Raw genomic sequence first — 25,106 nt, forward strand, 5'->3', positions numbered from 1 at the left:
TATTCCTAATTCATTCAGTAGAAAATAAACCGACTTAACGAAAGACGCTCCTAAATCGGAGCGTCTTATCGGATCAATTGGTGAAAATATTACAGATCGCGAAAGCGTTTATTTAATTGATAACTGGAAGACGTAATATATCGTTCCATTTGTTGTAAACGTTTTTCACCTTGCATTAATTGATTATCAACACCGCTTAAAATTTCTTTTAAACTCTCCTGTTGCTCACCACCTTGTTGGTAATTAGCTGGCGCAGGTTCCATAAAAAAACTCAAAACAAGATAAGCAACAATAGTTAGGCCAAAAAATCCAGCAAAGAGTGCAATCACCGCAATAACCCTGACAAGTAAAACAGGAATATTAAAATAATGGGCAAGGCCTGCGCATACGCCACGGATCACGCCCTCTTGTGGCAAGCGATACAATTTCTTACTTTGTACCGTCATTATGATTGCCTCCAGTTAGGATGTTCTGCATCAAGTATTTGTTCTAGCGTCTTAATGCGTTCCTGCATTTGCTGAGCTTTATCCACCAGCGCGCTCAGTCGCTGCATTTCTTGTTGGGTTAACTGAACATTCCCACCACCTTTCTGATTGCTGTAATGCAACCACAGCCAGATAGGGAGAACAAATAAAATAAAAATGGTCAGTGGTATTCCCAGAAATATATAGCCCATTACATATCCTTTATAAGATGGTTATTACGCTTGCTGTTACTCTTTATTGATATTGATTTTAGCTTTTAATGCCGCTAATTGCGCGCTAATTTCATCATCAGCTTTTAATTCAGCAAACTGTTGGTCTAATGATTTCTCTTTACCTAACCCGTAGCTTTGCGCTTCGCCTTCCATATGATCAATTCGGCGCTCAAATTGTTCAAAACGTGCCATTGCTGCATCCATTTTACCACTGTCTAATTGACGACGAACTTGACGAGATGAATTTGCTGCTTGATGGCGAACAACTAAAGACTGTTGTTTAGCACGAGTTTCTGTCAATTTATTTTCTAATTCACTGATTTCACCTTTCAAACGAGTCAAGGTTTCATCAATGATAATCAACTCATGTTTTAGCGTATCATTAACTGAAGCAACACGTTGTTTTTCAATTAATGCCGCACGAGCTAAATCTTCTTTGTCTTTAATCAGAGCTAACTCAGCTTTATCTTGCCAATCTTTAATCTGTTTTTCCGCTTGTTCGATACGGCGCTCTAATCCTTTCTTTTCAGCTAAAGTACGTGCGGACGTTGTACGGATCTCCACTAACATATCTTCCATTTCTTGGATCATTAGACGGATCATTTTTTCAGGATCTTCCGCTTTATCTAATAAAGAAGCGATATTGGCATTAATAATGTCAGCAAAACGTGAAAATATACCCATGATGTCATCCTTAATAGCTATGCTAATTAGTAATGTTAAATGTTTCATTAAATGGCGTCATCTATCATAACGCTCGGCTTACTTTAGTTAATACAATTAACGTGCCAACTTTTAAAATTCACTTAACCTATTAATAATAGGCAATTTATATTGTTCGCCTATTTTTCGAACACCTGATAAACTGGTAAAAAATACCTCACTATGGTGAATTTAACCAATGAATGAGAATTTAGAGACAATAATCGGTGTTGATAGTCAATTTATTGATGTTTTAGAACAAACTTCAGCACTTGCTCAATTAAAAAAACCGGTATTAATTATTGGTGAACGAGGTACAGGTAAAGAATTAATCGCTCACCGATTACACTACCTTGCACCTTGGTGGCAAGGCCCTTTTATTTCTATCAACTGCTCTGCACTTAATGATAACTTACTCGATTCTGAACTTTTTGGTCATGAAGCGGGTGCTTTCACTGGCGCTAAAAGTCGCCATCAAGGGCGTTTTGAACGTGCTGATGGTGGCTCTCTTTTTCTTGATGAACTGGCAACAGCGCCAATGCTTGTACAAGAAAAATTATTGCGGGTTATTGAATATGGTCATTTAGAGCGTGTTGGTGGCAGCCAATCTTTGCATGTGGATGTTAGACTTATCTGCGCTACAAATGCAGATTTACCTGCAATGGCTGAAGAAGGTAAATTTCGTGCTGATTTACTGGATAGATTAGCTTTTGATGTCATCAGGTTGCCCCCGTTGAGGGAACGACAAGCAGATATCATGTTACTTGCTGAAAACTTCGCAATTTCAATGTGCCAAGAACTGGGATTACCTTTTTTTCCTGGTTTTAGTGATAACGCATGCCAAATTCTTTTAGGCTATTCATGGCCTGGTAATATCCGTGAGCTAAAAAATGTTGTGGAGCGTTCGGTTTATCGCCATGGAACCAGTGATAGAGAATTAGACAATATTATTATTAATCCTTTTGCAGGCTTGCAAACCGCAATATCAAAACAATCACCATTAGAAAAAAAGATTTCGTCTTTTTCGCCACCAGATTTACCTCTTGATTTGCGACAATGGCAAAATGAAATGGAAAAAATATTAGTTAGCAATGCATTGAAAGAGAGTTTATATAATCAAAAAGAAGCTGCTGAGAAACTGAAATTAAGCTACGATCAATTTAGAGGATTGATTAAAAAGCACCAAATAACAACATAATATCATGATTAATAATGATTTTTATTTATCAAGAAGTGGTTTAAAAAATAGGCAAAAAAAAAGCCAGCACCCGAGCTGGCTAGTAAAAAATACTGGAAGCAATGTGAGCAATGTCGTACCTTCTGCGGAAAACCTCTTACCGCTGAAGGACAATACGGATGATAATCTTTATCATTAGCATTTGTAAAGCTTTTTGTTGAGAATTTTTCTCACTTTGTTTTTTTGACTATTTGGGGATAGAAAGTTTTTTAAGTTACAATAGCAAAATCGTTTCTCTAAAAGACATTATTATGCGCCCTATTTTACTTATTGGTACTCTGCTAGTTAGCTTAACAAGTGCTACTTGTATCGCAGATGTAGCACCAAAAACACAAGCGTTATCGATAAAACAAGAGCCAACTCCTATTAATCAAAATGGCTTTGTTTATTGTGTTGATGGCAGTGTGAATACCTTTAATCCACAATTATCAAGCAGTGGATTAATTATCGATCCCCTTGCGGCGCAACTTTATGATCGTCTTTTAGATGTTGACCCTTATACTTATCGTCTTATTCCTGAAATAGCAGCACGCTGGGAATCGCTAGATAATGGCGCAACATACCGCTTTTATTTACGTAAAAATATCTCGTTTCAGCAAACATCGTGGTTTACACCTGCGCGAAAACTCACAGCAGATGATGTAATTTTTAGTTTTGAACGGATGATCAACCCACAAAATCCTTATAATCAAGTTAATGGTGGGAAATATCCCTATTTTGATAGCTTAAGTTTTGCCGACAATATCCAATCAATTAAAAAATTGGGTCAATACACAGTCGAGTTTAGCTTAAAAGAGCCTGACGCCTCTTTTTTATGGCATTTAGCAACACATTACGCCCCTATTCTTTCCGCTGAATATGCACAAAGCTTAGAAAAATCAGGTAACCAGACACAACTTGATTGGAAACCAGTAGGTACTGGCCCTTTCTTTCTTGATGAATATCAACCAGGCCAATTTGTTCGCTTATTCAGAAATGAAAACTATTGGAAAGGTCAGCCTAAAATGCAACAAGTTGTTATTGATATGGGCGCTGGAGGTACAGGCCGCATATCTAAACTATTAACGGGTGAATGTGATGTTTTAGCCTATCCAGCGGCTAGCCAATTAAAAGTTTTACGTGATGATCCTCGGTTAAGATTAACATTACGCTCAGGTATGAATATTGCTTATTTAGCCTTTAATACTAGTAAGCCTCCACTCAATGATCTGAAAGTACGCCAAGCTATTGCTTATGCCATAAATAATGAACGTTTAATGGAATCGATTTATTATGGTACTGCTGAAACAGCCGCATCGGTACTTCCTCGTGCATCTTGGGCTTATGATAATCGCGCAAAAATCACAGAGTACAATCCTGAGAAATCGAAACAAATACTAAAAGAACTAGGGCTTGATGGGCTTAAATTGAACCTTTGGGTTCCCAGCGCATCACAATCTTACAACCCAAGTCCATTGAAAATGGCTGAGCTCATTCAGGCAGACTTAGCTCAAGTGGGCATTCAAATGAATATTCGCCCAATTGAAGGGCGATACCAAGAAACCAGTATGATGGATAGGACTCATGATATGACGTTATCTGGCTGGTCAACAGACAGTAACGATCCTGATAGTTTTTTCCGTCCTCTATTTAGTTGTGCAGCCATTGCTTCACAGACTAACCTTAGTCATTGGTGCCTACCGAGTTTTGATGATATTTTAAAAAAAGCGCTTTATAGTCAGCAACTTGCTTCAAGAATGGATTATTATCATCAAGCACAAGATATTCTCGCTCAAGAGCTACCTGTATTGCCTTTAGCTAATTCTTTACGTATGCAAGCATATCGTTATGATATTAAAGGATTACTATTAAGTACCTTCGGTAATGCGTCTTTTGCTGGTGTTTATCGAGAAGCAGAAGTGGATGAACAAAATCACAAGAAAGAGGCTATAAAATAATCCATGATTATTTATTCAATACGTAGATTGCTTTTATTGCTTGTGACACTGTTCTTTTTGTCACTCGTGAGCTTTAGCCTGAGCTATTACACACCAAATGGTCCATTAAGTGGTGCATCACTAATAGATGCCTACTTTTTCTATGCTCACAATATGATTCATTTTGATTTTGGTATTTCCTCTATTAATGGAGAACCCATTAAAGCGCAATTAATTGAAGCATTGCCAGCAACAATGGAGCTTTGTACCTTAGCCTTTCTTTTTGCCTTAATTGTGGGTATTCCCGCAGGGATCATTGCTGGTGTTTGGCGTAATAAATCTGCTGATATTATTATCAGTAACTTTGCGCTCTTAGGTTTTTCTGTGCCTGTTTTTGGACTCGCTTTGTTATTAACACTGTTCTTCTCATTAAAACTGGGTTGGCTTCCTGTTTCTGGTCGTATTGATTTACTTTATAACTTACAGCCTATTACAGGCATTGCATTAGTTGATGCTTGGTTATCTACTTCACCTTATCGCCAGCAAATGATTATTAATGTGTTACAACACCTGATTTTACCTGTAACAACACTTGCTATTGCACCTACAACGGAAGTTATTCGATTAATGCGCAATAGTACGGAAGAAATTATGTCAGAGAACTACGTGAAGGCAGCCGCAACTCGAGGTCTCTCACGTTTTACTATTATTCGTCGCCATATTCTTCATAATGCTTTACCCCCTATCATCCCTAAATTAGGCTTGCAGTTCTCTACCATGCTTACACTTACCATGGTGACTGAAATTGTATTTAACTGGCCGGGACTCGGTCGCTGGTTAGTCACAGCAATCCGCCAACAAGATTACTCTGCGATTTCCGCAGGAGTGATGTTAGTAGGTTCAATGGTCATTGTTGTCAACGTCTTGTCAGATATTGTAGGCGCTATGAGTAACCCAATGAAACACAAGGTGGGATATGCCTTTAGATAGCCAGTTTTATAAAGAGAAAAAAACACCGACACCCGCAGCGGTGATTTGGCAATGTTTTTCTAAAGACGTTATCTCAATGGTCGGGTTTTATGGTGTTCTTTTTCTCTTAGTATTGAGTGTAATTGGCCCTTATATTGCGCCTTATGCTCTTGATCAACAATTTTTCGGTCATCAATTAACGCCACCATCTTGGTATCAAAACGGGAACGTTTCTTACTTTTTTGGTACAGATGACTTAGGCCGAGATGTTTTTAGTCGAATTTTAATTGGGACAAGCATGACTTTTGGTGGTGCATTTATTGTCACTTTTGCTGCGACATTAATGGGTTTGATTATTGGTTGCTTTGCGGGGATGACTCATGGTTTAAAATCCGCCATTCTTAACCATATATTAGATACCTTATTATCAATTCCATCACTACTTCTGGCCATTATTGTTGTGGCTTTTGTGGGCACAAGCCTTGGTCATGCCATGATAGCGATTTGGCTAGCCTTGCTACCTCGCTTAGTCAGAATGATCTATTCTGCGGTCAATGATGAATTAAACAAAGAGTATGTCATTGCTTCTCGACTTGATGGCGCATCTAATATTTCCATTTTATGGTATACCGTATTACCCAATATTACCCCTGTATTGGTCTCTGAATTAACGCGTGCTTTTTCAATCGCTATTCTTGATATTACCGCATTGGGTTTCCTCAATTTAGGCGCTCAGCTTCCTTCTCCTGAATGGGGTGCCATGCTGGGTGATTCACTTGAGTTAATTTATGTCGCCCCATGGACTGTCTTGATTCCGGGTGCCACAATTATGATCAGCGTTTTATTGGTGAACCTATTAGGAGATGGTTTACAGCGTGCAATAAATGAGGGAGTTGAATAATGCCTTTATTAGATATACGCAATTTAACCATTGAATTTATGACACCTGATGGGCCAGTTAAAGCCGTCGATCGTGTTTCTATCACCCTAAATGAAGGTGAAGTCAGGGGTCTTGTCGGTGAATCAGGATCAGGTAAAAGCTTAATTGCAAAAGCCATCTGTGGCGTTACTAAAGATAATATCAACGTAACCGCTGATCGTTTCCGATTTGATGATATTGATTTACTTAAATTATCACCGAGAGCGCGACGTCGTGTTATTGGTCATAATATCTCAATGATTTTCCAAGAGCCGCAATCTTGTCTTGATCCTGCAACAAAAATTGAGCAGCAGTTGATACAAGCTATCCCAGGCTGGACATTTAAAGGCCATTGGTGGCAACGCTTTCATTGGCGAAGACGTCGTGCAATTGAATTATTGCACCGTGTAGGTATTAAAGATCACAAAGATATTATGCGCAGTTACCCTTATGAATTAACCGAAGGTGAATGCCAAAAAGTGATGATAGCCATCGCCATTGCTAATCAGCCTCGATTACTGATTGCGGATGAACCAACTAACGCAATGGAACCCGCAACACAAACACAAATATTTCGTTTACTTACTCGACTCAATCAAAATAATAATATGACAATTCTTTTGATTAGCCATGATTTGCAATGGATGAGTAAATTGGCGAATAAAATTACAGTGATGTATTGTGGTCAAATGGTTGAAACTGCCTCTCCCGATGAACTATTAGTGACGCCTTATCATCCTTATACTCAAGCATTAATACGCTCTATTCCTGATTTTACCAACTCATTGGCACATAAGAGCCGTTTAAATACATTACCTGGAGCAATTCCTTCGCTTGAACATTTGCCCGTCGGTTGTCGTTTAGGCCCTCGTTGCCCATATGCACAACGTCAATGTATTGAAGCCCCTCGGTTACGTTTATTTAAAAACCATGCCGTGGCTTGTCATTTCCCGTTAAATGTGGAGCCAACTGATGTTCGATAAATTGCTTGAGGTAAAAAATCTTTCAAAAACCTTTCGCTATCGCACTGGGTTATTTCGGCGTCAGCAATTAGAAGCCGTAAAACCAGTTAGTTTTACACTTGAACCCAAACAAACCTTAGCCATTATTGGTGCTAATGGTTCAGGAAAATCTACATTAGCAAGAATGTTATCAGGTGTAACTGAGCCTACAGGCGGGGATATTTTTATTAATGGGCATCAGCTCCATTTCGGTGATTATCCTTATCGTAGTCAACGCATTAGAATGATATTCCAAGATCCCACTAACTCATTAAATCCACGCCAGCGTATCGGTCAAACATTAGATATTCCTTTGCGTCTTAATACGGATCTGAGTGCTATTGAACGTGAAAAGCGCATTTATCAGACATTACGCCAAGTAGGTCTTTTGCCTGAACATGCCAATTATTATCCCCATATGTTTGCATCAGGTCAGCGCCAACGTATTGCGCTCGCAAGAGCATTAATTTTACAACCTCAAGTGATTATTGCTGATGAGGCTATCGCATCATTGGATATGTCTTTACGATCACAAATTATAAACTTGATGTTAGAACTGCAAGAAACTCATGATATTGCCTATATTTATGTAACACAAAACTTAGGTATGACTAAACATATTAGCGATAAGATTATTGTGATGGATAATGGTGAAGTTGTTGAACGCGGTAATACAGCTGAAGTTCTTGCTTCACCTTTGCATGAAGTCACACGAAGATTGGTTGCAAGCCATTTTGGTGAAGCCTTAACAGCCGAAGCTTGGCGTCAAGATTTGACTTAAGTATGAATAATATAGGTCTAATGTTAATTGCACATTATTTCACCCTTTTCCCTAACTCCTCGGAGGTGCTAGGGAAATTAAACAAATTTACAAATGTCGTGGTAGAATCAGCCACGTTTATTAACAATAAGCGTGATAACCCAACAGATAAATAAAACTGTGAATGATGTTATTATCGCGATTTACGAAAAAACAAGGATACAGCTATGGGCTTTATGACCGGCAAACGCATTCTTATTACTGGTGTTGCTAGTAAATTATCAATTGCTTATGGTATTGCCAAAGCTATGCGTGACCAAGGTGCAGAACTTGCATTTACTTACCAAAATGAAAAACTGAAACCACGCGTTGAAGAATTTGCAGCATCATTAGACTCAAATATTGTATTAGAGTGTGATGTGTCAAAAGACGAAAGCATCGATACCATGTATGCAGAACTTGCAAAAGTTTGGCCAAAATACGATGGTTTTGTTCACTCTATCGGTTTTGCGCCTGCTGACCAATTAGATGGTGACTATGTTAACGCTGTTACTCGTGAAGGTTTTAAAATTGCTCACGATATTAGCGCATACAGCTTTGTTGCGATGGCAAAAGCAAGTCGTGAAATGCTAAATCCAAACTCTGCACTGTTAACTCTGACTTATTTAGGTGCTGAACGTGCAATCCCTAACTATAACGTTATGGGTCTGGCTAAAGCATCTTTAGAAGCTAACGTACGTTATATGGCAAACGCCATGGGTCCTGAAGGTATTCGTGTTAACGGTATCTCTGCTGGGCCAATCCGTACATTAGCAGCGTCTGGTATCAAAGACTTCCGTAAAATGTTAAGTCACTGCGAATCAGTAACCCCTCTGCGTCGCACTGTAACAACCGAAGATGTAGGTAATACAGCAGCATTCCTATGCTCTGACTTATCAGGTGGTATTACTGGTGAAATCATCCACGTTGATGGTGGCTTTAGCATCGCAGCAATGAATGAATTAGAACTAAAATAATTCTATTGTCTGAATAACAAAAGCCAGCCTTAATGATTTTAGGCTGGCTTTTTTATGAAAATAACATTCCTGCGTATCTTCATTTCATCCATCCTGTTAGATTTTTTAAGTTTTTTTATGTTTAATCATTTTGTTTTTTTGTTGATAAACATCCATATTTCATCTTGTTTTCACTCTTTTTGAACTTCATATTTAGAGCAATTACTTTTTAGCTAAATTTAACTTTTATTTTTTAGTTAATTCCTATAATCTTTTCACTCATTACAGATAAAATAATCACATATTAATAAAAGGATTTAATGTATGAAGAAATTTAAATTCCTGTTTTATATTTTTGCCATTATCGGCGTGATTATTTTTATCATCGCTTTATTTGTTATTAAATCAGAATTACATTTAGTGAGAAACGGAATAGAAACAACAGGTGTTGTTATTGATCAAAATATGAGTAAGTCCTCTAGTGAAAGAAGTGTTTATCACCCTATTATTCAATTTACTACTAATGATAATAGAGAAATTACTTTTCGTTCACTAGAAGGTAGTAACCCACCTCGTTTCCATCTTGGTGAAAAAATCAGCGTTATTTATCTTCAAAATGATCCTCAAAGAGCGACAATTAATAACTTTTTAGGTTTATATGGTGCGGGCACTATATTAGGTATTTTTAGTTTAGCATTTGCCTCAACGGGTCTTATCCCTTTGTATTTTATAAGAAGAAGAGACAATAGAGATCAACGATTAAAACGTGATGGCATGCCTATTAATGTGAAAATATCTGAGGTTATTATTAATAATAATATTCGAATTAATCGCCGTTCTCCTTATCAAATCATTGCAGATTATCATGACACATTAAACAATCGTTTAATTCGTTATAAAAGTGGTTATATCTTTTTTGATCCCACGCCTTATATTAATAAAGAGCTGGTTACAGTCTATGTCGATAAGAAAAACCCCAAGATTTATTACCTTGATATCTCTTTTCTGCCTTCATTTGAAGAATGACAATTAAATGGTCTATATATAATTAATATAAAGAATACTTATTTTCTTATAATTTCATCAATTATCTGTCTTGTTCACAGATTTACAAAAGCCTTTTTCATTTGCATCATTTGAGTTTGCTAATTTCTTAGAACACCTTATTATCTTATGTTAATGAAGATATTTTTTGATATCTGTAAGTCATTATCACCATCTCATTGATAGGGAGCTATTCAATATGAAATTGTACTACACACCGGGTAGTTGCTCACTTTCCCCTCATATCGTTTTACGTGAAACAGGTCTAGATTTCTCTATTGAGCGCATCGATTTACGTGCTAAAAAAACAGAGTCAGGTAAAGATTTTCTAACCATCAACCCTAAAGGGCAGGTTCCTGTTCTTCAATTAGATAATGGTGATATTCTGACTGAAGGCGTTGCTATTATTCAATACCTTGCAGACTTAAAACCAGACAGAAATTTAATTGCGCCAGCAAAAACATTAGAACGTTATCACCAAATAGAGTGGTTAAACTTTCTTGCGAGTGAAGTTCATAAAGGCTATAGCCCATTATTTTCACCAGATACACCTGAAAGCTACCTACCTGTGGTTAAAACCAAACTCAAAAGTAAATTTGCTTATATCAATGATGTCTTAAGCAAACATAAATTTGCATATGGTGAGTATTTTACTGTTATTGATGCTTATTTATTTACATTAAGCCAATGGGCACCACATGTTGGCTTAGATTTAACTGATCTAACACATCTACAAGATTATTTAAAACGTATTGCACAACGCCCTAATGTGCATAGTGCATTAGTCACTGAAGGACTCATTAAAGAGTAACTTTTGATTTTTTAATTTAAATAGCTCAAGTGTTCTCAATTTACTTGAGCTGTTATTTTTTAAATATATCTACATATAACAGATATTGTTGTCTAAAGTAATATACTTTCATATCTATATTTAAAAATTACTCAGGGAAATTACTTTACTAGAATAATAGGATATTACATGATCAACATTTCTACTTACTTAAAAATAAAAGATAATTTTATTAATATCAATGACTATAATGGCTTATTAAAAGATACTTTCTATATTGAAGGCGCTATAGAATTATCTATTTATAATATCAAAGTAATTGATATAGAAATGTGGGATTATGTTGACCAATTATGGAGTTACCTGATTGAAGCTTTAGTTAAAATAAATAAAAATCAAGAGGCTAAAATAAATTTCCCCGACCAACCTATTGAAATGAAATTTCAACCTATCAATGAAAATGTGCTCATTACCATCAATGCCAATGAATCACGAAAATCTTTTATTAAAAAAGATCTACTTATAAGAACAATGGCATTGCATGCACAAGGCTTTTTTAATAAATTGACAACATTTAAAGGTATTATTCTTAATGATTATGCTATCGATTTTAAAAATATAGAAAATTTACTAAAAAATAATTAATATAAAAATAAATGAAATGAAATGAATAATAATTTCAAGAACTGCGAAAAAAACATTTCTTTGTTTGAAATAAAACAAATAGAGAATAATTTTAAATATAAATTTACTAATGACTTTATTGAACATTACCTACAATTTAATGGGGGGATCCCTTTAAAGAGCTGGTATTATATCAATGATGATATTGAACCTCTTGAAATTGCAAAGTTTAAATCCATAAAACACTATAACTTAATTTTAGATAGTAGTACTTCATTAATTGATAATTGTTATTATTATATGATTGAAAAAAAAGTTATTCCTCAAAACATCATCCCTTTTGCTATTGATTGGGGTGGGAATTTTTTCTGTATTAATCAAGATGATAATAGTGTGTTATTTTATGCGGTAGATCCCTTTAATGATGAACTAACTCTTGAAGAAAACTATAAAAATGCTCAACTTTATTTAGCTCCTTCATTTGATATTTTTATCAATAACCTAATGAGTGAAGATGAGATAGATGCTTTATAATATTATTGTTGTTTGTATAATCTATCGATATCTTACAACTGGACTCCTAGAAAAACGGAAACTATTAAGCCTCCGTTCTTGTTTTAATTAAATACGCTTTATTGCAATTAATCTATCTGTGTTGCGCAGAATCTATGTGTTGGATGCACCATTTGATCTTGTGCAGCAACGAGTTGCAATTCGTACTCATTCATTTCTTTCGTTTTAAGCATCACTTCATAAACTGCCGCGGCAACGTGTTCTAGTGCAGTTTGTAATTCAACCCCTTTGAGTAAATCCACCAGCATTAAACCACTGGTTAAATCACCGACTCCTACAGGTTGACGCTCACCAAAATCAACTAATGGCCGACTAACATGCCAACTATGTTCTGCGGTTACTAACAGCATTTCAAAACGATCATGGCGATATCCAGCACGTGATAAGTGTTTTACTAATACAACCTTAGGGCCTTGTTTACACAATTCACGAGCAGCGTTTACACATTCATCAACGTTGTGAAGAGCGTTACCACCACTTAATGTTTCAAGCTCTAAAAGATTAGGTGCAATAATATCGCTAATTGGTAAAGCCTCTTCACATAGCACACCTGAAACAGCAGGAGGAACAATACACCCTTTTTCAGGATGTCCCATCACTGGATCACAAAAATACCATGCATTAGGATTGGCTTGTTTTACTTTTTTAACGATATCAACAATGCGCAAACCTTGTTCAGCCGATCCTAAATAACCACTTAGTACAGCATCACATTGCGAGAGCTTGCCGATTGCGGAAATACCATCAACAATCTCAGTAATATGTTCTGCTGACATGACGCAGCCAGTCCATTTTTCTGGATATTGTGTGTGGTTTGAAAATTGCACTGTGTTTAAAGGCCAAACGTTCACACCCATACGACGCATTGGAAACTCAGAAGCACTGTTACCCGCGTGACCGAAAACAACATGAGATTGAATAGAGAGTATATTTTTCATGACATAAACCGATTATTGTGAATACACACAACACCCAAGCTTTATCATCATAGGCGAGGTATATACGTTATTTATTGTTATTAAGAAAAAGGGCAACTCACTAGCTGCCCTTTACTGTCAATTATTTCCAGATAACAAGGCAGTAATGTTTTTTACCGCGACGTAAAATAGAATAATGACCAAATAAGAAATCTTTTTCTTCAAAAACGTATTCAGGATTGTCTTGTTTTTCGCCATTAATTGAAACGGCGTTAGAACCAATCATTGTACGAGCCTGACCACGAGAAGGAACTAATTCTGCGTTCACTAGCGCTTGTTGCAAATCACTGCCTTTTTCTAACTCAATTGTAGGCATGCCGTCTTGTGCTAATTGTTCAAGATCAGCTTGTGTTAAGTCTGCAATTGCACCAGAGAATAAGCTTTCTGTAATACGTTTAGCGGCGACTAATCCCTCTTCACCATGAACTAAACCAGTAACTAGTTCTGCTAATACACGTTGAGCACGAGGCGCTTGACCGCTATTTTTATCTTCTTCTTCAAGTGTATTAATTTCTTCAATACTCATAAAGGTGAAGAATTTTAAGAAGCGATAAACGTCGGCATCTGCTGTGTTGATCCAGAACTGATAGAATTTGTATGGGCTTGTTTTCTTCGGATCTAACCAAACCGCACCGCCTTCTGTCTTACCGAATTTAGTTCCGTCAGATTTAGTAATTAATGGTACAGTCATACCAAATACTTGTTTCTGATTGAAACGACGGGTTAAATCGATACCTGAAGTGATATTACCCCACTGATCAGAGCCACCGATTTGTAATTCAACACCTAAATGCGTATTTAATGACGCGAAGTCATAAGCTTGTAATAGGTTATAGGCGAATTCAGTAAAAGAGATACCCACATCGTCGCGATTTAAACGTTGTTTAACCGCTTCTTTGTTGATCATTTGGTTCACAGAGAAGTGTTTACCGATATCACGCAGGAATGTCAGCACATCCATTTGACCAAACCAGTCATAGTTGTTTGCTAATTCCGCACTGTTTTCACCACTGTCGAAATCTAAGAAAGGTGACACTTGTTTACGAATTTTTTCTACCCATTCGTGAACAGTATCTTGGGTATTCAGTTTGCGCTCGGTGGCTTTAAAACTAGGATCACCAATCAGACCCGTTGCACCACCCACCAACGCCACAGGCTTATGCCCGGCTAGTTGGAATCGTTTTAAACACAGCAAAGGAACCAAATGCCCCAAGTGCAGGCTATCAGCGGTAGGATCGAAGCCACAATAGAGAGCGATAGGACCTTGCTCCAAACGCTCTACTAAAGCTGCCTCATCCGTGACCTGAGCGATTAGCCCACGCTCCTGCAATTGTGTGATTAGGTTCTTGCTAGACATCAATGACTCCATCGGTTTATTGTTTTTTGTCTATTTAAAATATAAGTGAAACACAAGTGGTATAGCATAAAGCGCCACTACGTTAAGTACCAGTAGAAAAAGGCTTTTTGAGGAAAATTTATTAACGCACTATTAAGGTGCTAATCGCTCAATATCCCATCCTTGTGGTGATTTTTGGTAGATAAAGCGATCGTGTAGACGATTTTCTCGTCCTTGCCAAAATTCAACAGATTCAAATGTCACACGATATCCACCCCAGAAGCTTGGTAATGGGACTTCTCCATTTTGGAATTTCTGTTTTAATTCTAAAAACTTACTTTCTAACACGCCTCTTGCGGAAATACGAGAAGACTGTTGAGAAGCCCAAGCTGCAATTTGACTATCTTTAGGGCGACTATGGAAGTATTTCAGAACTTCAATAGGCGAAAGCTTTTCTGCCTTCCCTAAAAAACAGACTTGTCTTTCTAAGGGATACCAAGGAAATAACAAACTCACTCTTTGGTTATGTTCTAAATGACTCGCTTTACGACTCCCCAAGTTGGTGTAAAAAACTAAGCCATGTTCATCAAAGTGCTTTAATAACACGATACGCTGATAAGGTTGTCCATTTTCATCAACAGTTGCAACACACATTGCTGTAGGATCACTTAAACGCGCTTCACAAGCTTGTTTTAACCATTTCTCAAACAACACCAATGGCTGTTCAGTTAATTCATGACGTCGTAATCCACCGTTCATATATTCACGGCGTAAATCGGCAACATCAATAAAATCAAGATCTGTCATTTTTCACACTCTCTCTTTTGAGAAACTGCGTTCAGCATATCACGCTTAACGAGGATTTGTAGGGTAAATCGCCCCTAAAACAGTTTCTCTTGATGCCCCTGTGACAGAAGGTAAATTTCCTGATTCATTGGCAATAGTTCTAGCTGCGAGCCAAGCAAATGCAAGAGCCTCCATATCATCACCACTTAAACCATATTTATCTGTAGCAGCCACTTCTGTGCCTGGTAACAATGAAGCCAAACGATGCATGATTTGCCCATTTCTAGCGCCTCCGCCACAAACTAAAAGGCGTTCACATCCCCCGCTTAATTGTATTTGTTGCACAATACTGATAACGGTTAATTCAACTAAAGTAGCTTGTACATCTTCAGGGAAGACATTAGGTACTCTTTCTAAATGATAGTTTAACCATTGTGTATTGAAATATTCTCGTCCTGTACTTTTAGGTGCTGAACGAGAAAAATAAGGATCAGACAGCATGTCTTTTAATAATGCAGCATTTACTTTCCCGGTTGCTGCCCATTGCCCATTATCATCATAAGGCGTTTGGTTATGTATCCAGTTCCAGCTATCTAACAACATATTGCCAGGGCCTGTGTCATAGCCTTTTACTGCGACACCAGGCAATAGTAATGAAATATTGGCAATTCCCCCAATATTTAGAATAATACGTCTCTCGATAGAATGCCCTAATACTGCAAGGTGAAAAGCAGGTACTAAAGGCGCACCTTGCCCACCATATGCTATATCACGACGACGGAAATCACCGACAGTAGTGATCCCTGTCAATGCAGCTACACGATTATTGTCACCGATTTGCATAGTAAATGGCATATCACTTTCAGGTTCATGCCAGACCGTTTGTCCATGACACCCTATCGCCGTAATATCGCTTGCACTAAGTTTTACTTTTGCCAGTAACTCTATAATTGCTTGAGCATATAGCTCCCCTAATTGCGCGTCTAATAAGCCTAGCTCATGTAGAGTAGTGGGTTGTCCTTGGCAAACAGCTAAAATACGTTGACGTAGAAGTTGAGGGTAAGGTAAAAAATGAGTTTCTTGTTGTGCAACGAACTTATTATTGATTGCAGCTAATACAACATCAACACCATCTAAGCTTGTGCCAGACATCACGCCAATGTATCGCCCTGCTCTCATGTTCTTTTCCTTATAATCAAGATGATGCAAATTTTTAACATATAATGTTATATTCTCTTTTTTCAGAAATCTCTTCTGTTTTTACTATCGGCCTTTACTATATAGTAAGCTATATATTATTAAAATCAGTGTCGACATAAGTAAAAAATAGTCTATAACTGATACTAGATAACATTGGTATAACCTGAACAATGTACATCAGGTTTTCTTTAGGAGTAACTATGTTTAAGCATTTACTTATTGGTCTTTTTACAATGACCGTTCTTACTGGTTGTGTGAACACAAGTTCATTATCGGGCGACACTTACACTGCAAGCCAAGCTAAACAAGCGCAAAATATTACTTATGGTACGATTGTTTCTGTTCGTGCAGTTAATATCCAAGCAGGCAGTGATGAGAACATCTTAGGTGCCGTTGGTGGTGCTGTTCTTGGTGGAATGTTAGGTAACACTATTGGTGGTGGCACAGGTCGTAACCTTGCAACAGCAGCTGGTGCAATCGCAGGTGGTATGGCAGGACAACAAGCACAAGGTGCATTAAATACAACCAAGGGTGTTCAAATTGAAGTTCGTCTAGATAGCGGTAAAACCGTGGCTATCGTTCAAAAAGCAGATAATACTGTTTATAGCCAAGGCCAACGTGTTGCAGTTATTGGTAATGGTAATAATTTAACTGTATCTCCTAGATAGTTTATGGATATAAAACAGGCAACTTAATGTTGCCTGTTTTTTTATGGCCTAATAATGAATTTAAAGAGAGATTAAATATATAACCCACCTATTTATTACCCTCACGTAATAATTATTATCACAATAGTAATTAATCTTTATTTAAATAGATTATATATTGATTTTTAAATTATTAGCTACTTAATCTATTTATGTTTTTTTCCAACTTTTGAATAATACCAATTAATGTTTCAATTTCATCTCGTTGAATATCACCCAATATTTCTCGTCTAGTTTGCTCTATAACTGCATAGACTTCATTAATAAAAGGTTCTGATTCGTTTGTTAATTTTATACGTTTGGCTCTACGATCATTTGCACATGTATGTCTACATATCAGTTTTTTTTCTTCCAGTTGATCAAGTGTTCTTACTAAAGAAGGTTGCTCTATACCTATAGCTTTAGCCAATTGTATTTGTGACTGCTCTGGCGGTAATTGGCTAATATTATACAAAGTGACCCAATGGGTTTGAGTTAATTTTAATGGTTTGAGACGATGATCAATTAAAGCACGCCATAATCGAACTAAACGCGCCAAATCAGCTCCTAATGTTGATTCCACTTATCTCTCCTTAATTAGCATTTTCAGTCAACTTATTACAAAGTTTAGATATTCATTTTTAATACAACATTTACCTATTCTTTTTAATTAGAATATTTACCTTTAATAACTAATATAATTATATTCCTATTTATTAGATAAGTAATTATTTTCAAGACTTTATTAGTTTATTTTCTTTCTGACAACGAAAGTTCTTAAAGAATAACCTTGTTATAAAAACTAATCTATATTTTTTTACATAATAACAATCATTATTTCACGATTTATATCCCTGCAAAGAAAAATATTTTTGTTATCATGCAATTACAAATAAATAACCATTAGAAATGTTTTTAATCAATATAATTGTATTAATAAAGAAAAAATAATAAACCAACTAACTATAATAAATAACAAAAATGAATTAAAAAAACACTTCATTTATTTTTCAAAATTAAAAAACAAGTGGAAAATTTAAAATAAATTAAGTTGTTTATTTTCTTTTTCTATTGTTGCTCCTCCTTTTTTAAATGATCTTAAATAACGTTGCTGACAAAGGCGTAATACATTTCTTTTATCTAGTGCGCTCATTGTTGACCAATTAAATCGTTCTTGCCGGTTACGATAGCATCCCATGCAATAGCCTTGAGCGTTCATTTCACAACATCCAATACAAGGACTAGGAATATCAAAAAATTCTAATTGATCTTGCATTTGATTTCCCCCCCCTGTTGTTTGTTACTATAGAGTATAGTTAATGGAGAGATTATCTGCACAATGCACAGATTGAACTATTAAGGGGGTAGTAAAATTGAACTTTAGGGCTTTAACGCGCTATAGTACTGCGCCATCAGTTTATCTGTAAGGTTTAACATTAAAAAACACGAGAGGTTTATATGCGAGTACTTCATACCATGATTCGTGTAGGCGATTTACAACGTTCTATCGATTTTTATACCAAAGTATTAGGTATGCAACTTCTACGCACTAGCGAGAATGAGGAATATAAATACTCGTTAGCTTTTGTGGGCTATGGTGATGAGAGCACCGGTGCGGTTATCGAATTAACCTATAACTGGGGCGTAAACAGCTATGAAATGGGTACGGCTTTTGGCCATGTTGCGCTGGGTGTTGATGATGTTGCAGCAACCTGTGAAGCAATTCGTCAAGCTGGCGGTAATGTTACCCGTGACGCAGGCCCAGTTAAAGGTGGTTCAACTATTATTGCTTTTGTTGAAGATCCTGATGGGTATAAAATCGAACTCATCGAAAATAAAAGTGCAAGTCACGCGCTAGGTAACTGATTTTTATTTAACCAGAAAGATAATCTCTTTATCTTTCTGGCCTTGCTTATTATTAATTTCCGATATTTTATTTTTATCGGATAAGTACAATTTGATGCCTGAAATAAATAATCCCAATAAGCTTTGTAACCGTTTTCGAGGTTACTACCCTGTTGTTATTGACGTTGAGACAGGTGGATTTAATGCAAAAACAGATGGTTTACTTGAAATTGCAGCCATTACATTAAAAATGGATGAACAAGGTTGGTTAAAACCTGATAACACGCTACATTTTCATGTTGATCCCTTTGAAGGTGCTAATCTAGAACCTGCTGCCTTAGAATTTACAGGCATTGATCCAACAAATCCACTTCGTGGCGCAGTCAGTGAATATGAAGCTTTACATGCTATTTTTAAAATGGTACGTAAAGGAATGAAGGATGCTGATTGTAACCGTGCCATTATTGTGGCGCACAATGCAAATTTTGATCATAGCTTTGTCATGACGGCGGCTGAACGTGCTGGGTTAAAACGAAACCCTTTTCATCCTTTTGCCACATTTGATACAGCGGCGTTAAGTGGATTAGTATTGGGACAAACTATTTTAGCTAAAGCCTGTATTACTGCAGGAATACCTTTTGATAGCAAACTTGCTCATGGTGCGTTGTATGATACGAATCGCACATCATTACTTTTTTGTGAATTAGTTAATCGCTGGAAAAAGCTCGGTGGATGGCCATTACCAACACCTTAATTCTATTATTTCAATAATAACAATATGAATAACAGAAAAAGCCAGTTCATCACTGAACTGGCTTTTCTTATTGAATACTTTATTTTTATTTCTTTTAATATCAATATATTAAAAGAAAAACAATTAGGCTTCTTCTTCGCCGCGATACTTATCAGCAGTCTCTTTTAGTAACTTCTGTAATTCACCGCGCTGATACATTTCTAAAATGATATCACATCCACCGACTAATTCACCATCTACCCATAATTGTGGGAAAGTTGGCCAGTGTGCATATTTTGGTAATTCTGCACGAATATCTGGGTTTTGCAGGATATCAACATACGCAAAACGCTCACCACAAGCAGAGATAGCTTGAACTGCCTGAGCAGAAAAACCGCAACTTGGTAATTTTGGTGAACCTTTCATATATAAAATAATTGGGTTTTCATTAATCTGGCGTTCAATTTTTTCAATAGTCGTCATTTGTAAGTCCTTACAGCCTTTTATATTCAATATGCTTTATAGGGGAAAACATGAAAGAAGAATACCACTTTATATTGGAAAGCTCTATATAAGTTTAGTTATCAATATAAAACAATAAGTTGGTATCAAATCACAATACTATTGACGAGAAAATGCACGATAATGCATAAAAACAAATCAACAAGTTATAGATGTTTATGTGTGTGTTTTACCTTATCATTTCACCTTTACGATCTACGTATTCACTTTCTAAGATGTTAGAAAAGATACGTACTGTAAAAACAGGTAATTCTTTACAACTCTATTTTCATTATTTATTTTTTATCGGTGATAATACACTAAAAGCCTCAATTAAGAGGCTGAATACATTTCAGATGAGAAAATCATCATAACTCAAATCAATTAACCTAATTCATATGACTTATTGCTGTATGGTTCCGTTGTCTAAAAGGATCAAACAACCCAGTGCATATGTAATATCAGTTATTTCACCTTTTATTTTTACAGTTTGTCCTTTCTTAATTTTAAGGACATTTTCTTCTTCACTTGGTTTTAAAGTATATGACGCACTGGTTTTATTATTAAATGAAATAGCAACGACTTTAGGTGGGGTTGGTTTATAGAGGTCATATCTAACGACTTCATCCAAACTTCTGATATTAGTCACTCTTCCCTCTAAAATGACCCACTTACCTCTCCATTTTTTCTGAGCAGCTATTTCATTATCATTAAAATCCTTGCATATTCCTGCATAAGAAGCTTCTGTTACTGTTGATTCCATTGATGGAACTATTTGGCTTACAGCACTATTAACTGAGCGAATAGCTTCATTTATTTTACATCCCGATAATAATATAATTGCAGATAATAATAAAACTCTCTTTTTCATAAAAAATCCTTTATAGCGTCAAAAAAAGACATATAAAAATATAATAGGTAAATAAACAACTTCCTCGCCAATTTTGTAGAGAAATACATTACTACTTAAACAACTTAATGTTTTTATTTTATATTAATGGAAATATAAATGAACGATACTATAACTGTCTATTGTATGATTTAAAATAAGAAAAGTCTCTCGCCTTAAGCTTTAATGAAGAAATAAAATAATAGCATTATATTCCAACTTAACCACCATCACCACCCAATAGTATCGCCAAATAATTCTTTATTGTGTCTTTATATCTAAACTTAGGGTTTATTATTCTACACACTACTATTATTCCCCCATAAAAATTAATTCGGAAATTTAAATATAAAGATTTAAATATAGAATTCATTATAGCGATATTGATAAAGTATGTTGCATTCTTCTTTATTGGAATTATATTCAGTTAAATATTTTTACATCTTAAAAAGAAGAAAGGAAAATATAAAAAATTCGAAAAATAACTATTTCTATACTTCGGTTAACAATAGCCCCCTACCATATTAATTTGTAATCTTTTTTTAATCACTAAGAGCCTGAACGCCCAGTTTTTGATAACTAGCGATTTAATGCTACCTTCCTAAAAGGATATAATGTATATAAATGGGTTTATGATAAATCCTGATGGGTAGTATTAATTATGGAGATGATTTTACTTTTTCTTTTAGTGGGATGTATCACGGGCTTCTTTGCTGGATTACTTGGTATTGGAGGAGGAGCAATCATTGTTCCCGTCGTTATGTATGTGGTTAGCCAACAAGCAATACCTCTTGATATGGTAATGAAAATAGCCTTATCCACATCATTTTCTGTCATTATATTTTCTACGGCATCTTCGGCATACTCTCATAATAAACATAAAGCCATTTTATGGCAGCAATTTCCTCTATTAGCCATAGGTACTATTATTGGCATGCTTGTGGGAACATTTCTTGTACAAAAAATGTCGAACACTTTTTTGCAAATCGTGTTTTGTATTTTCATGATCTATACCATTTATGGTTTGTTAACCAAAAAGAAAGAAACAGAACGCATTGAAAATGTTAAAGATCCTATTGTCTCAAAACCTGCACTAACAAGTGGTGGTTCACTTATTGGTTTTGTCTCAAGCTTTATTGGTATTGCTGGTGGCACTATTACCATACCGCTCTTAAGTCATTGGGGATTTAATACACGTAAATGCATTGCAACTTCATCAATGTTAGGAGTAATTATTGCCCTAATTGGCACAACGATGGGGATTATTTATGGTTGGAACCAAACGAATATTCATGACTATTATTTAGGTTTTGTTTATTTACCTGCATTTGTCGGAATAAGCATTACTAGCGTGCTTTTCGCCCCTGTTGGAGTAAGAGTGGCTTATCGCCTGCCAATTTCCAAAGTCCGCCAAATATTTGCATTATTTTTATTTTTAGTCGTTGTTAAAATGATATATACACTGATTATCGAATAAGAAAAAAACAAAAATACTTTTATATCAATGAAATAAGTAAAATTAGAGATGTTTTTTTATAACCCTGAAATAATCGTATTAATAATAATACTTTCATTTAGCACAATAATGGCTTTACTGCTTTACGCGTCGCTTGGTGGGATATACTCTTATGAGTATAATTAATCAATATGCCTTATAACGATAGATAAAAGATATTTAGCTGTTATTTCAGCAAATTTTTGTTAAAATAATTAGCAAAATAGTAACAAGTTAGTGATTCATTTGCCTCATTTTATCAATTCAGATGATCTTGATGAAATGATTTCAGGCACAAAACCCGAAATAGATAGTATAAAGGAGTACGCAATGTCTTTCGAATTACCAAAATTACCTTATGCGTTAGATGCTCTTGAGCCACATATCTCTAAAGAAACATTAGAATACCACTATGGTAAACATCACCAAACCTATGTAACCAACTTAAACAATCTGGTTAAAGGTACTGATCTAGAATCTAAATCGTTAGAAGAAATCATCAAATCGACTGATGGTGGTATCTTCAATAACGCAGCACAAGTATGGAACCATACTTTCTACTGGAATTGCTTAGCACCAAACGCTGGTGGTGCACCAACAGGTAAAATAGCTGATGCTATCAACAAAGCATTTGGTTCTTTTGAAGAGTTCAAAAAGCAATTTAATGATGCGGCAGCAAAAAACTTCGGTTCAGGTTGGACTTGGTTAGTGAAAAAAGCTGACGGTTCAGTGGCAATTGTTAACACATCTAATGCAGCAACACCAGTTTCAGGTGCAGACAAACCACTGTTAACTGTGGATGTATGGGAACACGCCTACTATATCGATTACCGTAACGCACGCGTGAAATATTTAGAAGAGTTCTGGGCTCTGGTTAACTGGTCATTTGTTGAAGCTAACCTAGCTTAATTGAACTTGATAATCAAAGATGAGTGATTAAGATTCGTTTTTGGTAACATAATAACAAAGGGCCTTGAGCCCTTTGTTATATTCAGATATTCGATAATTTATAATTCAAATTGATCGGATATTTTATAAAACAGAGATTAGAACAACAGCGTTGAAAATATAACGATCATAACAAGTGCTGCTACTGCTGTACTCAAACCAAATTTCAGATCCGTATCCATCTATTCTCCCTCAAAATGATTATAATACACATTATTAACCATAACCTTGTCATGGTTAATTATTATCACATATCAAAATTTGCTAAAATAGCGACCAGTGCACAATTTATAACATTGATTAATACTTTCACTTTTGAGCTAGATCATACAAAATTCACAGCTAATCGCTAAATTATTGCCAGTGTTTGCCCTATGTATGACTATACTGGCAGTTAAACCATAAAATTAGATAAAAGAGACCAATGAAGGTCAGGAGTTTTCCACACCATGGCAACAATAAAAGACGTGGCAAAACGCGCAGGCGTATCAACCACGACTGTTTCTCATGTGATCAACAAAACGCGTTTTGTTGCAGAGAACACACGGGCAGCAGTTTGGGCCGCTATAAAAGAATTAAATTATTCGCCTAGTGCCGTGGCGCGTAGTTTAAAAGTCAATCATACCAAATCTATTGGCCTGTTAGCCACGTCCAGTGAAGCTCCTTACTTTGCTGAAGTGATTGAAGCAGTTGAAAACAGTTGTTATAGCAAAGGCTATACACTGATTTTATGTAATTCACATAATAATCTTGATAAACAAAAAGCCTATTTAGCAATGCTGGCACAAAAACGCGTTGATGGATTATTAGTGATGTGTTCTGAATATCCCGATCACCTTCTCACTCTTTTGGAAGGTTATCGTAATATTCCCATGGTTGTCATGGATTGGGGTAAGGCCCGTGGCGACTTTACAGATACAATTATCGATAACGCTTTTCATGGTGGCTATATCGCTGGCCGTTATCTTATCGAACGAGGTCATCGTGATATCGGTATTATTCCTGGTCCATTAGAGCGCAACACCGGCGGTGGTCGTCTACAAGGCTTTCTAAAAGCCATGGAAGAAGCCAAAATTACAGTAAAAGATGAGTGGATTGTACAAGGTGACTTTGAACCTGAGTCAGGTTATAAAGCGATGTATCAAATGCTAAATCAAAAACAACGCCCTACTGCAGTTTTTTGTGGCGGTGATGTGATGGCAATGGGAGCAATCTGTGCTGCAGATGAGCTAGGTTTACGTGTTCCTTTTGATATTTCAATTGTGGGTTATGACAATATTCGTAATGCACGTTATTTTACCCCTGCATTAACCACTGTCCACCAGCCCAAAGAACGTTTAGGTCAAATGGCCTTATCTATGTTGCTTGATCGCATCGTTAACAAACGTGAAGATGCCCAAACAATCGAAATACACCCTCGATTGGTTGAGCGTCGTTCAGTTGCTGATGGTCCTTTTATCGACTATCGTCGCTAATTCCTATT

General features: G+C 36.1%; 29 protein-coding genes. 17 read left to right on the top strand and 12 right to left on the bottom strand.

The window, feature by feature from the left end; all coding sequences use genetic code 11:
• Positions 1-89 precede the first annotated feature (89 nt).
• The 3 genes from pspC to pspA are packed head-to-tail and all read right to left on the bottom strand — an operon-like array spanning position 90 to position 1,381.
• Positions 90-446 (bottom strand): envelope stress response membrane protein PspC, encoded by a 357-nt coding sequence (pspC, locus tag ABN217_RS03960; RefSeq protein WP_115349663.1) that lies wholly within the window; start codon positions 444-446, stop codon positions 90-92.
• A complete protein-coding gene (gene pspB / locus ABN217_RS03965; RefSeq protein ID WP_036937208.1) occupies positions 446-676 on the bottom strand; it encodes an envelope stress response membrane protein PspB in 231 nt (76 codons plus the stop codon). The genes pspC and pspB overlap by 1 nt, the downstream gene beginning before the upstream one ends.
• A 36-nt stretch (positions 677-712) precedes the next feature.
• Entirely contained in the window at positions 713-1,381 is a 669-nt protein-coding gene (gene pspA, locus ABN217_RS03970; RefSeq protein ID WP_072067962.1) for a phage shock protein PspA, read from the bottom strand.
• A gap of 217 nt (positions 1,382-1,598) precedes the next feature.
• Between pspA and pspF the strand changes: the two genes are divergently transcribed.
• The 11 genes from pspF to ABN217_RS04025 all read left to right on the top strand — a co-directional run bounded on the left by pspF (position 1,599) and on the right by ABN217_RS04025 (position 12,188).
• Positions 1,599-2,597: a phage shock protein operon transcriptional activator gene (pspF, locus tag ABN217_RS03975; RefSeq protein WP_115349661.1), complete on the top strand. Its 999-nt coding sequence runs from the start codon at positions 1,599-1,601 to the stop codon at positions 2,595-2,597.
• 290 nt (positions 2,598-2,887) lie between these two features.
• Positions 2,888-4,573, top strand: coding sequence for an ABC transporter substrate-binding protein SapA (sapA, locus tag ABN217_RS03980; RefSeq protein WP_072067960.1), 1,686 nt, complete (start codon positions 2,888-2,890; stop codon positions 4,571-4,573).
• Positions 4,574-4,576: 3 nt separating this feature from the next.
• Positions 4,577-5,542, top strand: a complete 966-nt coding sequence (sapB, locus tag ABN217_RS03985; protein ID WP_072067959.1) for a putrescine export ABC transporter permease SapB — start codon at positions 4,577-4,579, stop codon at positions 5,540-5,542.
• The gene (gene sapC, locus ABN217_RS03990; RefSeq protein ID WP_072067958.1) at positions 5,529-6,422 is read left to right on the top strand and encodes a putrescine export ABC transporter permease SapC; all 894 of its coding nucleotides are present in this window, start codon (positions 5,529-5,531) and stop codon (positions 6,420-6,422) included. The genes sapB and sapC overlap by 14 nt, the downstream gene beginning before the upstream one ends.
• Positions 6,422-7,423: a putrescine export ABC transporter ATP-binding protein SapD gene (gene sapD / locus ABN217_RS03995; protein WP_072067957.1), complete on the top strand. Its 1,002-nt coding sequence runs from the start codon at positions 6,422-6,424 to the stop codon at positions 7,421-7,423. The genes sapC and sapD overlap by 1 nt, the downstream gene beginning before the upstream one ends.
• Positions 7,413-8,222: a putrescine export ABC transporter ATP-binding protein SapF gene (gene sapF / locus ABN217_RS04000; RefSeq protein ID WP_072067956.1), complete on the top strand. Its 810-nt coding sequence runs from the start codon at positions 7,413-7,415 to the stop codon at positions 8,220-8,222. The genes sapD and sapF overlap by 11 nt, the downstream gene beginning before the upstream one ends.
• A 206-nt stretch (positions 8,223-8,428) precedes the next feature.
• Positions 8,429-9,217 carry an enoyl-ACP reductase FabI gene (gene fabI / locus ABN217_RS04005; RefSeq protein ID WP_072067955.1) on the top strand — a complete coding sequence of 263 codons (789 nt, stop codon included), beginning with the start codon at positions 8,429-8,431 and terminating at the stop codon, positions 9,215-9,217.
• Positions 9,218-9,520: 303 nt separating this feature from the next.
• Positions 9,521-10,222 (top strand): DUF3592 domain-containing protein, encoded by a 702-nt coding sequence (locus ABN217_RS04010; protein ID WP_072067954.1) that lies wholly within the window; start codon positions 9,521-9,523, stop codon positions 10,220-10,222.
• Positions 10,223-10,439: 217 nt separating this feature from the next.
• Positions 10,440-11,051: a glutathione transferase GstA gene (gene gstA / locus ABN217_RS04015; protein WP_072067953.1), complete on the top strand. Its 612-nt coding sequence runs from the start codon at positions 10,440-10,442 to the stop codon at positions 11,049-11,051.
• Between the two features lie 168 nt (positions 11,052-11,219).
• On the top strand, positions 11,220-11,675 hold the full coding sequence (locus ABN217_RS04020; protein ID WP_349459086.1) for a hypothetical protein: 456 nt from the start codon (positions 11,220-11,222) through the stop codon (positions 11,673-11,675).
• Positions 11,676-11,696: 21 nt separating this feature from the next.
• Entirely contained in the window at positions 11,697-12,188 is a 492-nt protein-coding gene (locus tag ABN217_RS04025; RefSeq protein WP_349459087.1) for an SMI1/KNR4 family protein, read from the top strand.
• A gap of 107 nt (positions 12,189-12,295) precedes the next feature.
• On the opposite strand, the gene pdxY is transcribed toward ABN217_RS04025, so the two are convergent.
• The 4 genes from pdxY to anmK form a co-directional block, all read right to left on the bottom strand.
• Positions 12,296-13,165, bottom strand: coding sequence for a pyridoxal kinase PdxY (pdxY, locus tag ABN217_RS04030; RefSeq protein ID WP_349459088.1), 870 nt, complete (start codon positions 13,163-13,165; stop codon positions 12,296-12,298).
• A 121-nt stretch (positions 13,166-13,286) separates the two neighbouring features.
• Positions 13,287-14,561, bottom strand: coding sequence for a tyrosine--tRNA ligase (tyrS, locus tag ABN217_RS04035; RefSeq protein ID WP_349459089.1), 1,275 nt, complete (start codon positions 14,559-14,561; stop codon positions 13,287-13,289).
• Between the two features lie 132 nt (positions 14,562-14,693).
• Positions 14,694-15,347, bottom strand: a complete 654-nt coding sequence (pdxH, locus tag ABN217_RS04040; protein WP_164526218.1) for a pyridoxamine 5'-phosphate oxidase — start codon at positions 15,345-15,347, stop codon at positions 14,694-14,696.
• 45 nt (positions 15,348-15,392) lie between these two features.
• Positions 15,393-16,505, bottom strand: coding sequence for an anhydro-N-acetylmuramic acid kinase (gene anmK / locus ABN217_RS04045; RefSeq protein ID WP_115349655.1), 1,113 nt, complete (start codon positions 16,503-16,505; stop codon positions 15,393-15,395).
• 221 nt (positions 16,506-16,726) lie between these two features.
• On the opposite strand from anmK, the gene ABN217_RS04050 reads away from it, so the two are divergent.
• On the top strand, positions 16,727-17,194 hold the full coding sequence (locus ABN217_RS04050; RefSeq protein WP_072067947.1) for an outer membrane lipoprotein: 468 nt from the start codon (positions 16,727-16,729) through the stop codon (positions 17,192-17,194).
• Positions 17,195-17,366: 172 nt separating this feature from the next.
• Here ABN217_RS04050 and slyA read toward each other — a convergent pair whose 3' ends face one another.
• Entirely contained in the window at positions 17,367-17,795 is a 429-nt protein-coding gene (slyA, locus tag ABN217_RS04055) for a transcriptional regulator SlyA (RefSeq protein WP_196553140.1), read from the bottom strand.
• A gap of 453 nt (positions 17,796-18,248) precedes the next feature.
• Positions 18,249-18,488: a DUF1289 domain-containing protein gene (locus tag ABN217_RS04060; protein ID WP_197269253.1), complete on the bottom strand. Its 240-nt coding sequence runs from the start codon at positions 18,486-18,488 to the stop codon at positions 18,249-18,251.
• Between the two features lie 182 nt (positions 18,489-18,670).
• Between ABN217_RS04060 and gloA the strand changes: the two genes are divergently transcribed.
• On the top strand, positions 18,671-19,078 hold the full coding sequence (gene gloA / locus ABN217_RS04065) for a lactoylglutathione lyase (RefSeq protein WP_036937247.1): 408 nt from the start codon (positions 18,671-18,673) through the stop codon (positions 19,076-19,078).
• A 94-nt stretch (positions 19,079-19,172) separates the two neighbouring features.
• Positions 19,173-19,811, top strand: a complete 639-nt coding sequence (rnt, locus tag ABN217_RS04070) for a ribonuclease T (protein WP_349438905.1) — start codon at positions 19,173-19,175, stop codon at positions 19,809-19,811.
• Between the two features lie 123 nt (positions 19,812-19,934).
• Here the strand turns inward: rnt and ABN217_RS04075 are convergent, their stop codons facing one another.
• Both ABN217_RS04075 and ABN217_RS04080 read right to left on the bottom strand, forming a co-directional pair.
• Positions 19,935-20,273, bottom strand: coding sequence for a Grx4 family monothiol glutaredoxin (locus ABN217_RS04075; RefSeq protein WP_072070287.1), 339 nt, complete (start codon positions 20,271-20,273; stop codon positions 19,935-19,937).
• A gap of 421 nt (positions 20,274-20,694) precedes the next feature.
• Complete coding sequence (locus tag ABN217_RS04080; protein ID WP_196553142.1) at positions 20,695-21,162, bottom strand: OB-fold protein; 468 nt, start codon at positions 21,160-21,162, stop codon at positions 20,695-20,697.
• 679 nt (positions 21,163-21,841) lie between these two features.
• On the opposite strand from ABN217_RS04080, the gene ABN217_RS04085 reads away from it, so the two are divergent.
• Together ABN217_RS04085 and sodB are read left to right on the top strand one after the other, a co-directional pair.
• Positions 21,842-22,657, top strand: a complete 816-nt coding sequence (locus ABN217_RS04085; protein ID WP_349438904.1) for a sulfite exporter TauE/SafE family protein — start codon at positions 21,842-21,844, stop codon at positions 22,655-22,657.
• 348 nt (positions 22,658-23,005) lie between these two features.
• Positions 23,006-23,584 (top strand): superoxide dismutase [Fe], encoded by a 579-nt coding sequence (sodB, locus tag ABN217_RS04090; RefSeq protein ID WP_072062546.1) that lies wholly within the window; start codon positions 23,006-23,008, stop codon positions 23,582-23,584.
• A 137-nt stretch (positions 23,585-23,721) separates the two neighbouring features.
• On the opposite strand, the gene cydH is transcribed toward sodB, so the two are convergent.
• Entirely contained in the window at positions 23,722-23,805 is an 84-nt protein-coding gene (gene cydH / locus ABN217_RS20625; protein ID WP_109400341.1) for a cytochrome bd-I oxidase subunit CydH, read from the bottom strand.
• Positions 23,806-24,072: 267 nt separating this feature from the next.
• Between cydH and purR the strand changes: the two genes are divergently transcribed.
• A complete protein-coding gene (purR, locus tag ABN217_RS04095) occupies positions 24,073-25,098 on the top strand; it encodes an HTH-type transcriptional repressor PurR (RefSeq protein WP_349459090.1) in 1,026 nt (341 codons plus the stop codon).
• Positions 25,099-25,106 lie beyond the last annotated feature (8 nt).

Origin of the sequence: Proteus sp. fly-1067, assembly GCF_040139345.1 — a bacterium.
GTDB lineage: Bacteria > Pseudomonadota > Gammaproteobacteria > Enterobacterales > Enterobacteriaceae > Proteus > Proteus vulgaris_B.

What these genes read in the sequence shown, in the direction of transcription:
- pspC (WP_115349663.1), bottom strand. Translation starts at nt 446, where the DNA reads ATGACGGTACAAAGTAAGAAATTGTATCGCTTGCCACAAGAGGGCGTG.
- pspB (WP_036937208.1), bottom strand. Translation starts at nt 676, where the DNA reads ATGGGCTATATATTTCTGGGAATACCACTGACCATTTTTATTTTATTT.
- pspA (WP_072067962.1), bottom strand. Translation starts at nt 1,381, where the DNA reads ATGGGTATATTTTCACGTTTTGCTGACATTATTAATGCCAATATCGCT.
- pspF (WP_115349661.1), top strand. Translation starts at nt 1,599, where the DNA reads ATGAATGAGAATTTAGAGACAATAATCGGTGTTGATAGTCAATTTATT.
- sapA (WP_072067960.1), top strand. Translation starts at nt 2,888, where the DNA reads ATGCGCCCTATTTTACTTATTGGTACTCTGCTAGTTAGCTTAACAAGT.
- sapB (WP_072067959.1), top strand. Translation starts at nt 4,577, where the DNA reads ATGATTATTTATTCAATACGTAGATTGCTTTTATTGCTTGTGACACTG.
- sapC (WP_072067958.1), top strand. Translation starts at nt 5,529, where the DNA reads ATGCCTTTAGATAGCCAGTTTTATAAAGAGAAAAAAACACCGACACCC.
- sapD (WP_072067957.1), top strand. Translation starts at nt 6,422, where the DNA reads ATGCCTTTATTAGATATACGCAATTTAACCATTGAATTTATGACACCT.
- sapF (WP_072067956.1), top strand. Translation starts at nt 7,413, where the DNA reads ATGTTCGATAAATTGCTTGAGGTAAAAAATCTTTCAAAAACCTTTCGC.
- fabI (WP_072067955.1), top strand. Translation starts at nt 8,429, where the DNA reads ATGGGCTTTATGACCGGCAAACGCATTCTTATTACTGGTGTTGCTAGT.
- ABN217_RS04010 (WP_072067954.1), top strand. Translation starts at nt 9,521, where the DNA reads ATGAAGAAATTTAAATTCCTGTTTTATATTTTTGCCATTATCGGCGTG.
- gstA (WP_072067953.1), top strand. Translation starts at nt 10,440, where the DNA reads ATGAAATTGTACTACACACCGGGTAGTTGCTCACTTTCCCCTCATATC.
- ABN217_RS04020 (WP_349459086.1), top strand. Translation starts at nt 11,220, where the DNA reads ATGATCAACATTTCTACTTACTTAAAAATAAAAGATAATTTTATTAAT.
- ABN217_RS04025 (WP_349459087.1), top strand. Translation starts at nt 11,697, where the DNA reads ATGAATAATAATTTCAAGAACTGCGAAAAAAACATTTCTTTGTTTGAA.
- pdxY (WP_349459088.1), bottom strand. Translation starts at nt 13,165, where the DNA reads ATGAAAAATATACTCTCTATTCAATCTCATGTTGTTTTCGGTCACGCG.
- tyrS (WP_349459089.1), bottom strand. Translation starts at nt 14,561, where the DNA reads ATGTCTAGCAAGAACCTAATCACACAATTGCAGGAGCGTGGGCTAATC.
- pdxH (WP_164526218.1), bottom strand. Translation starts at nt 15,347, where the DNA reads ATGACAGATCTTGATTTTATTGATGTTGCCGATTTACGCCGTGAATAT.
- anmK (WP_115349655.1), bottom strand. Translation starts at nt 16,505, where the DNA reads ATGAGAGCAGGGCGATACATTGGCGTGATGTCTGGCACAAGCTTAGAT.
- ABN217_RS04050 (WP_072067947.1), top strand. Translation starts at nt 16,727, where the DNA reads ATGTTTAAGCATTTACTTATTGGTCTTTTTACAATGACCGTTCTTACT.
- ABN217_RS04060 (WP_197269253.1), bottom strand. Translation starts at nt 18,488, where the DNA reads ATGCAAGATCAATTAGAATTTTTTGATATTCCTAGTCCTTGTATTGGA.
- gloA (WP_036937247.1), top strand. Translation starts at nt 18,671, where the DNA reads ATGCGAGTACTTCATACCATGATTCGTGTAGGCGATTTACAACGTTCT.
- rnt (WP_349438905.1), top strand. Translation starts at nt 19,173, where the DNA reads ATGCCTGAAATAAATAATCCCAATAAGCTTTGTAACCGTTTTCGAGGT.
- ABN217_RS04075 (WP_072070287.1), bottom strand. Translation starts at nt 20,273, where the DNA reads ATGACGACTATTGAAAAAATTGAACGCCAGATTAATGAAAACCCAATT.
- ABN217_RS04080 (WP_196553142.1), bottom strand. Translation starts at nt 21,162, where the DNA reads ATGAAAAAGAGAGTTTTATTATTATCTGCAATTATATTATTATCGGGA.
- ABN217_RS04085 (WP_349438904.1), top strand. Translation starts at nt 21,842, where the DNA reads ATGGAGATGATTTTACTTTTTCTTTTAGTGGGATGTATCACGGGCTTC.
- sodB (WP_072062546.1), top strand. Translation starts at nt 23,006, where the DNA reads ATGTCTTTCGAATTACCAAAATTACCTTATGCGTTAGATGCTCTTGAG.
- cydH (WP_109400341.1), bottom strand. Translation starts at nt 23,805, where the DNA reads ATGGATACGGATCTGAAATTTGGTTTGAGTACAGCAGTAGCAGCACTT.
- purR (WP_349459090.1), top strand. Translation starts at nt 24,073, where the DNA reads ATGGCAACAATAAAAGACGTGGCAAAACGCGCAGGCGTATCAACCACG.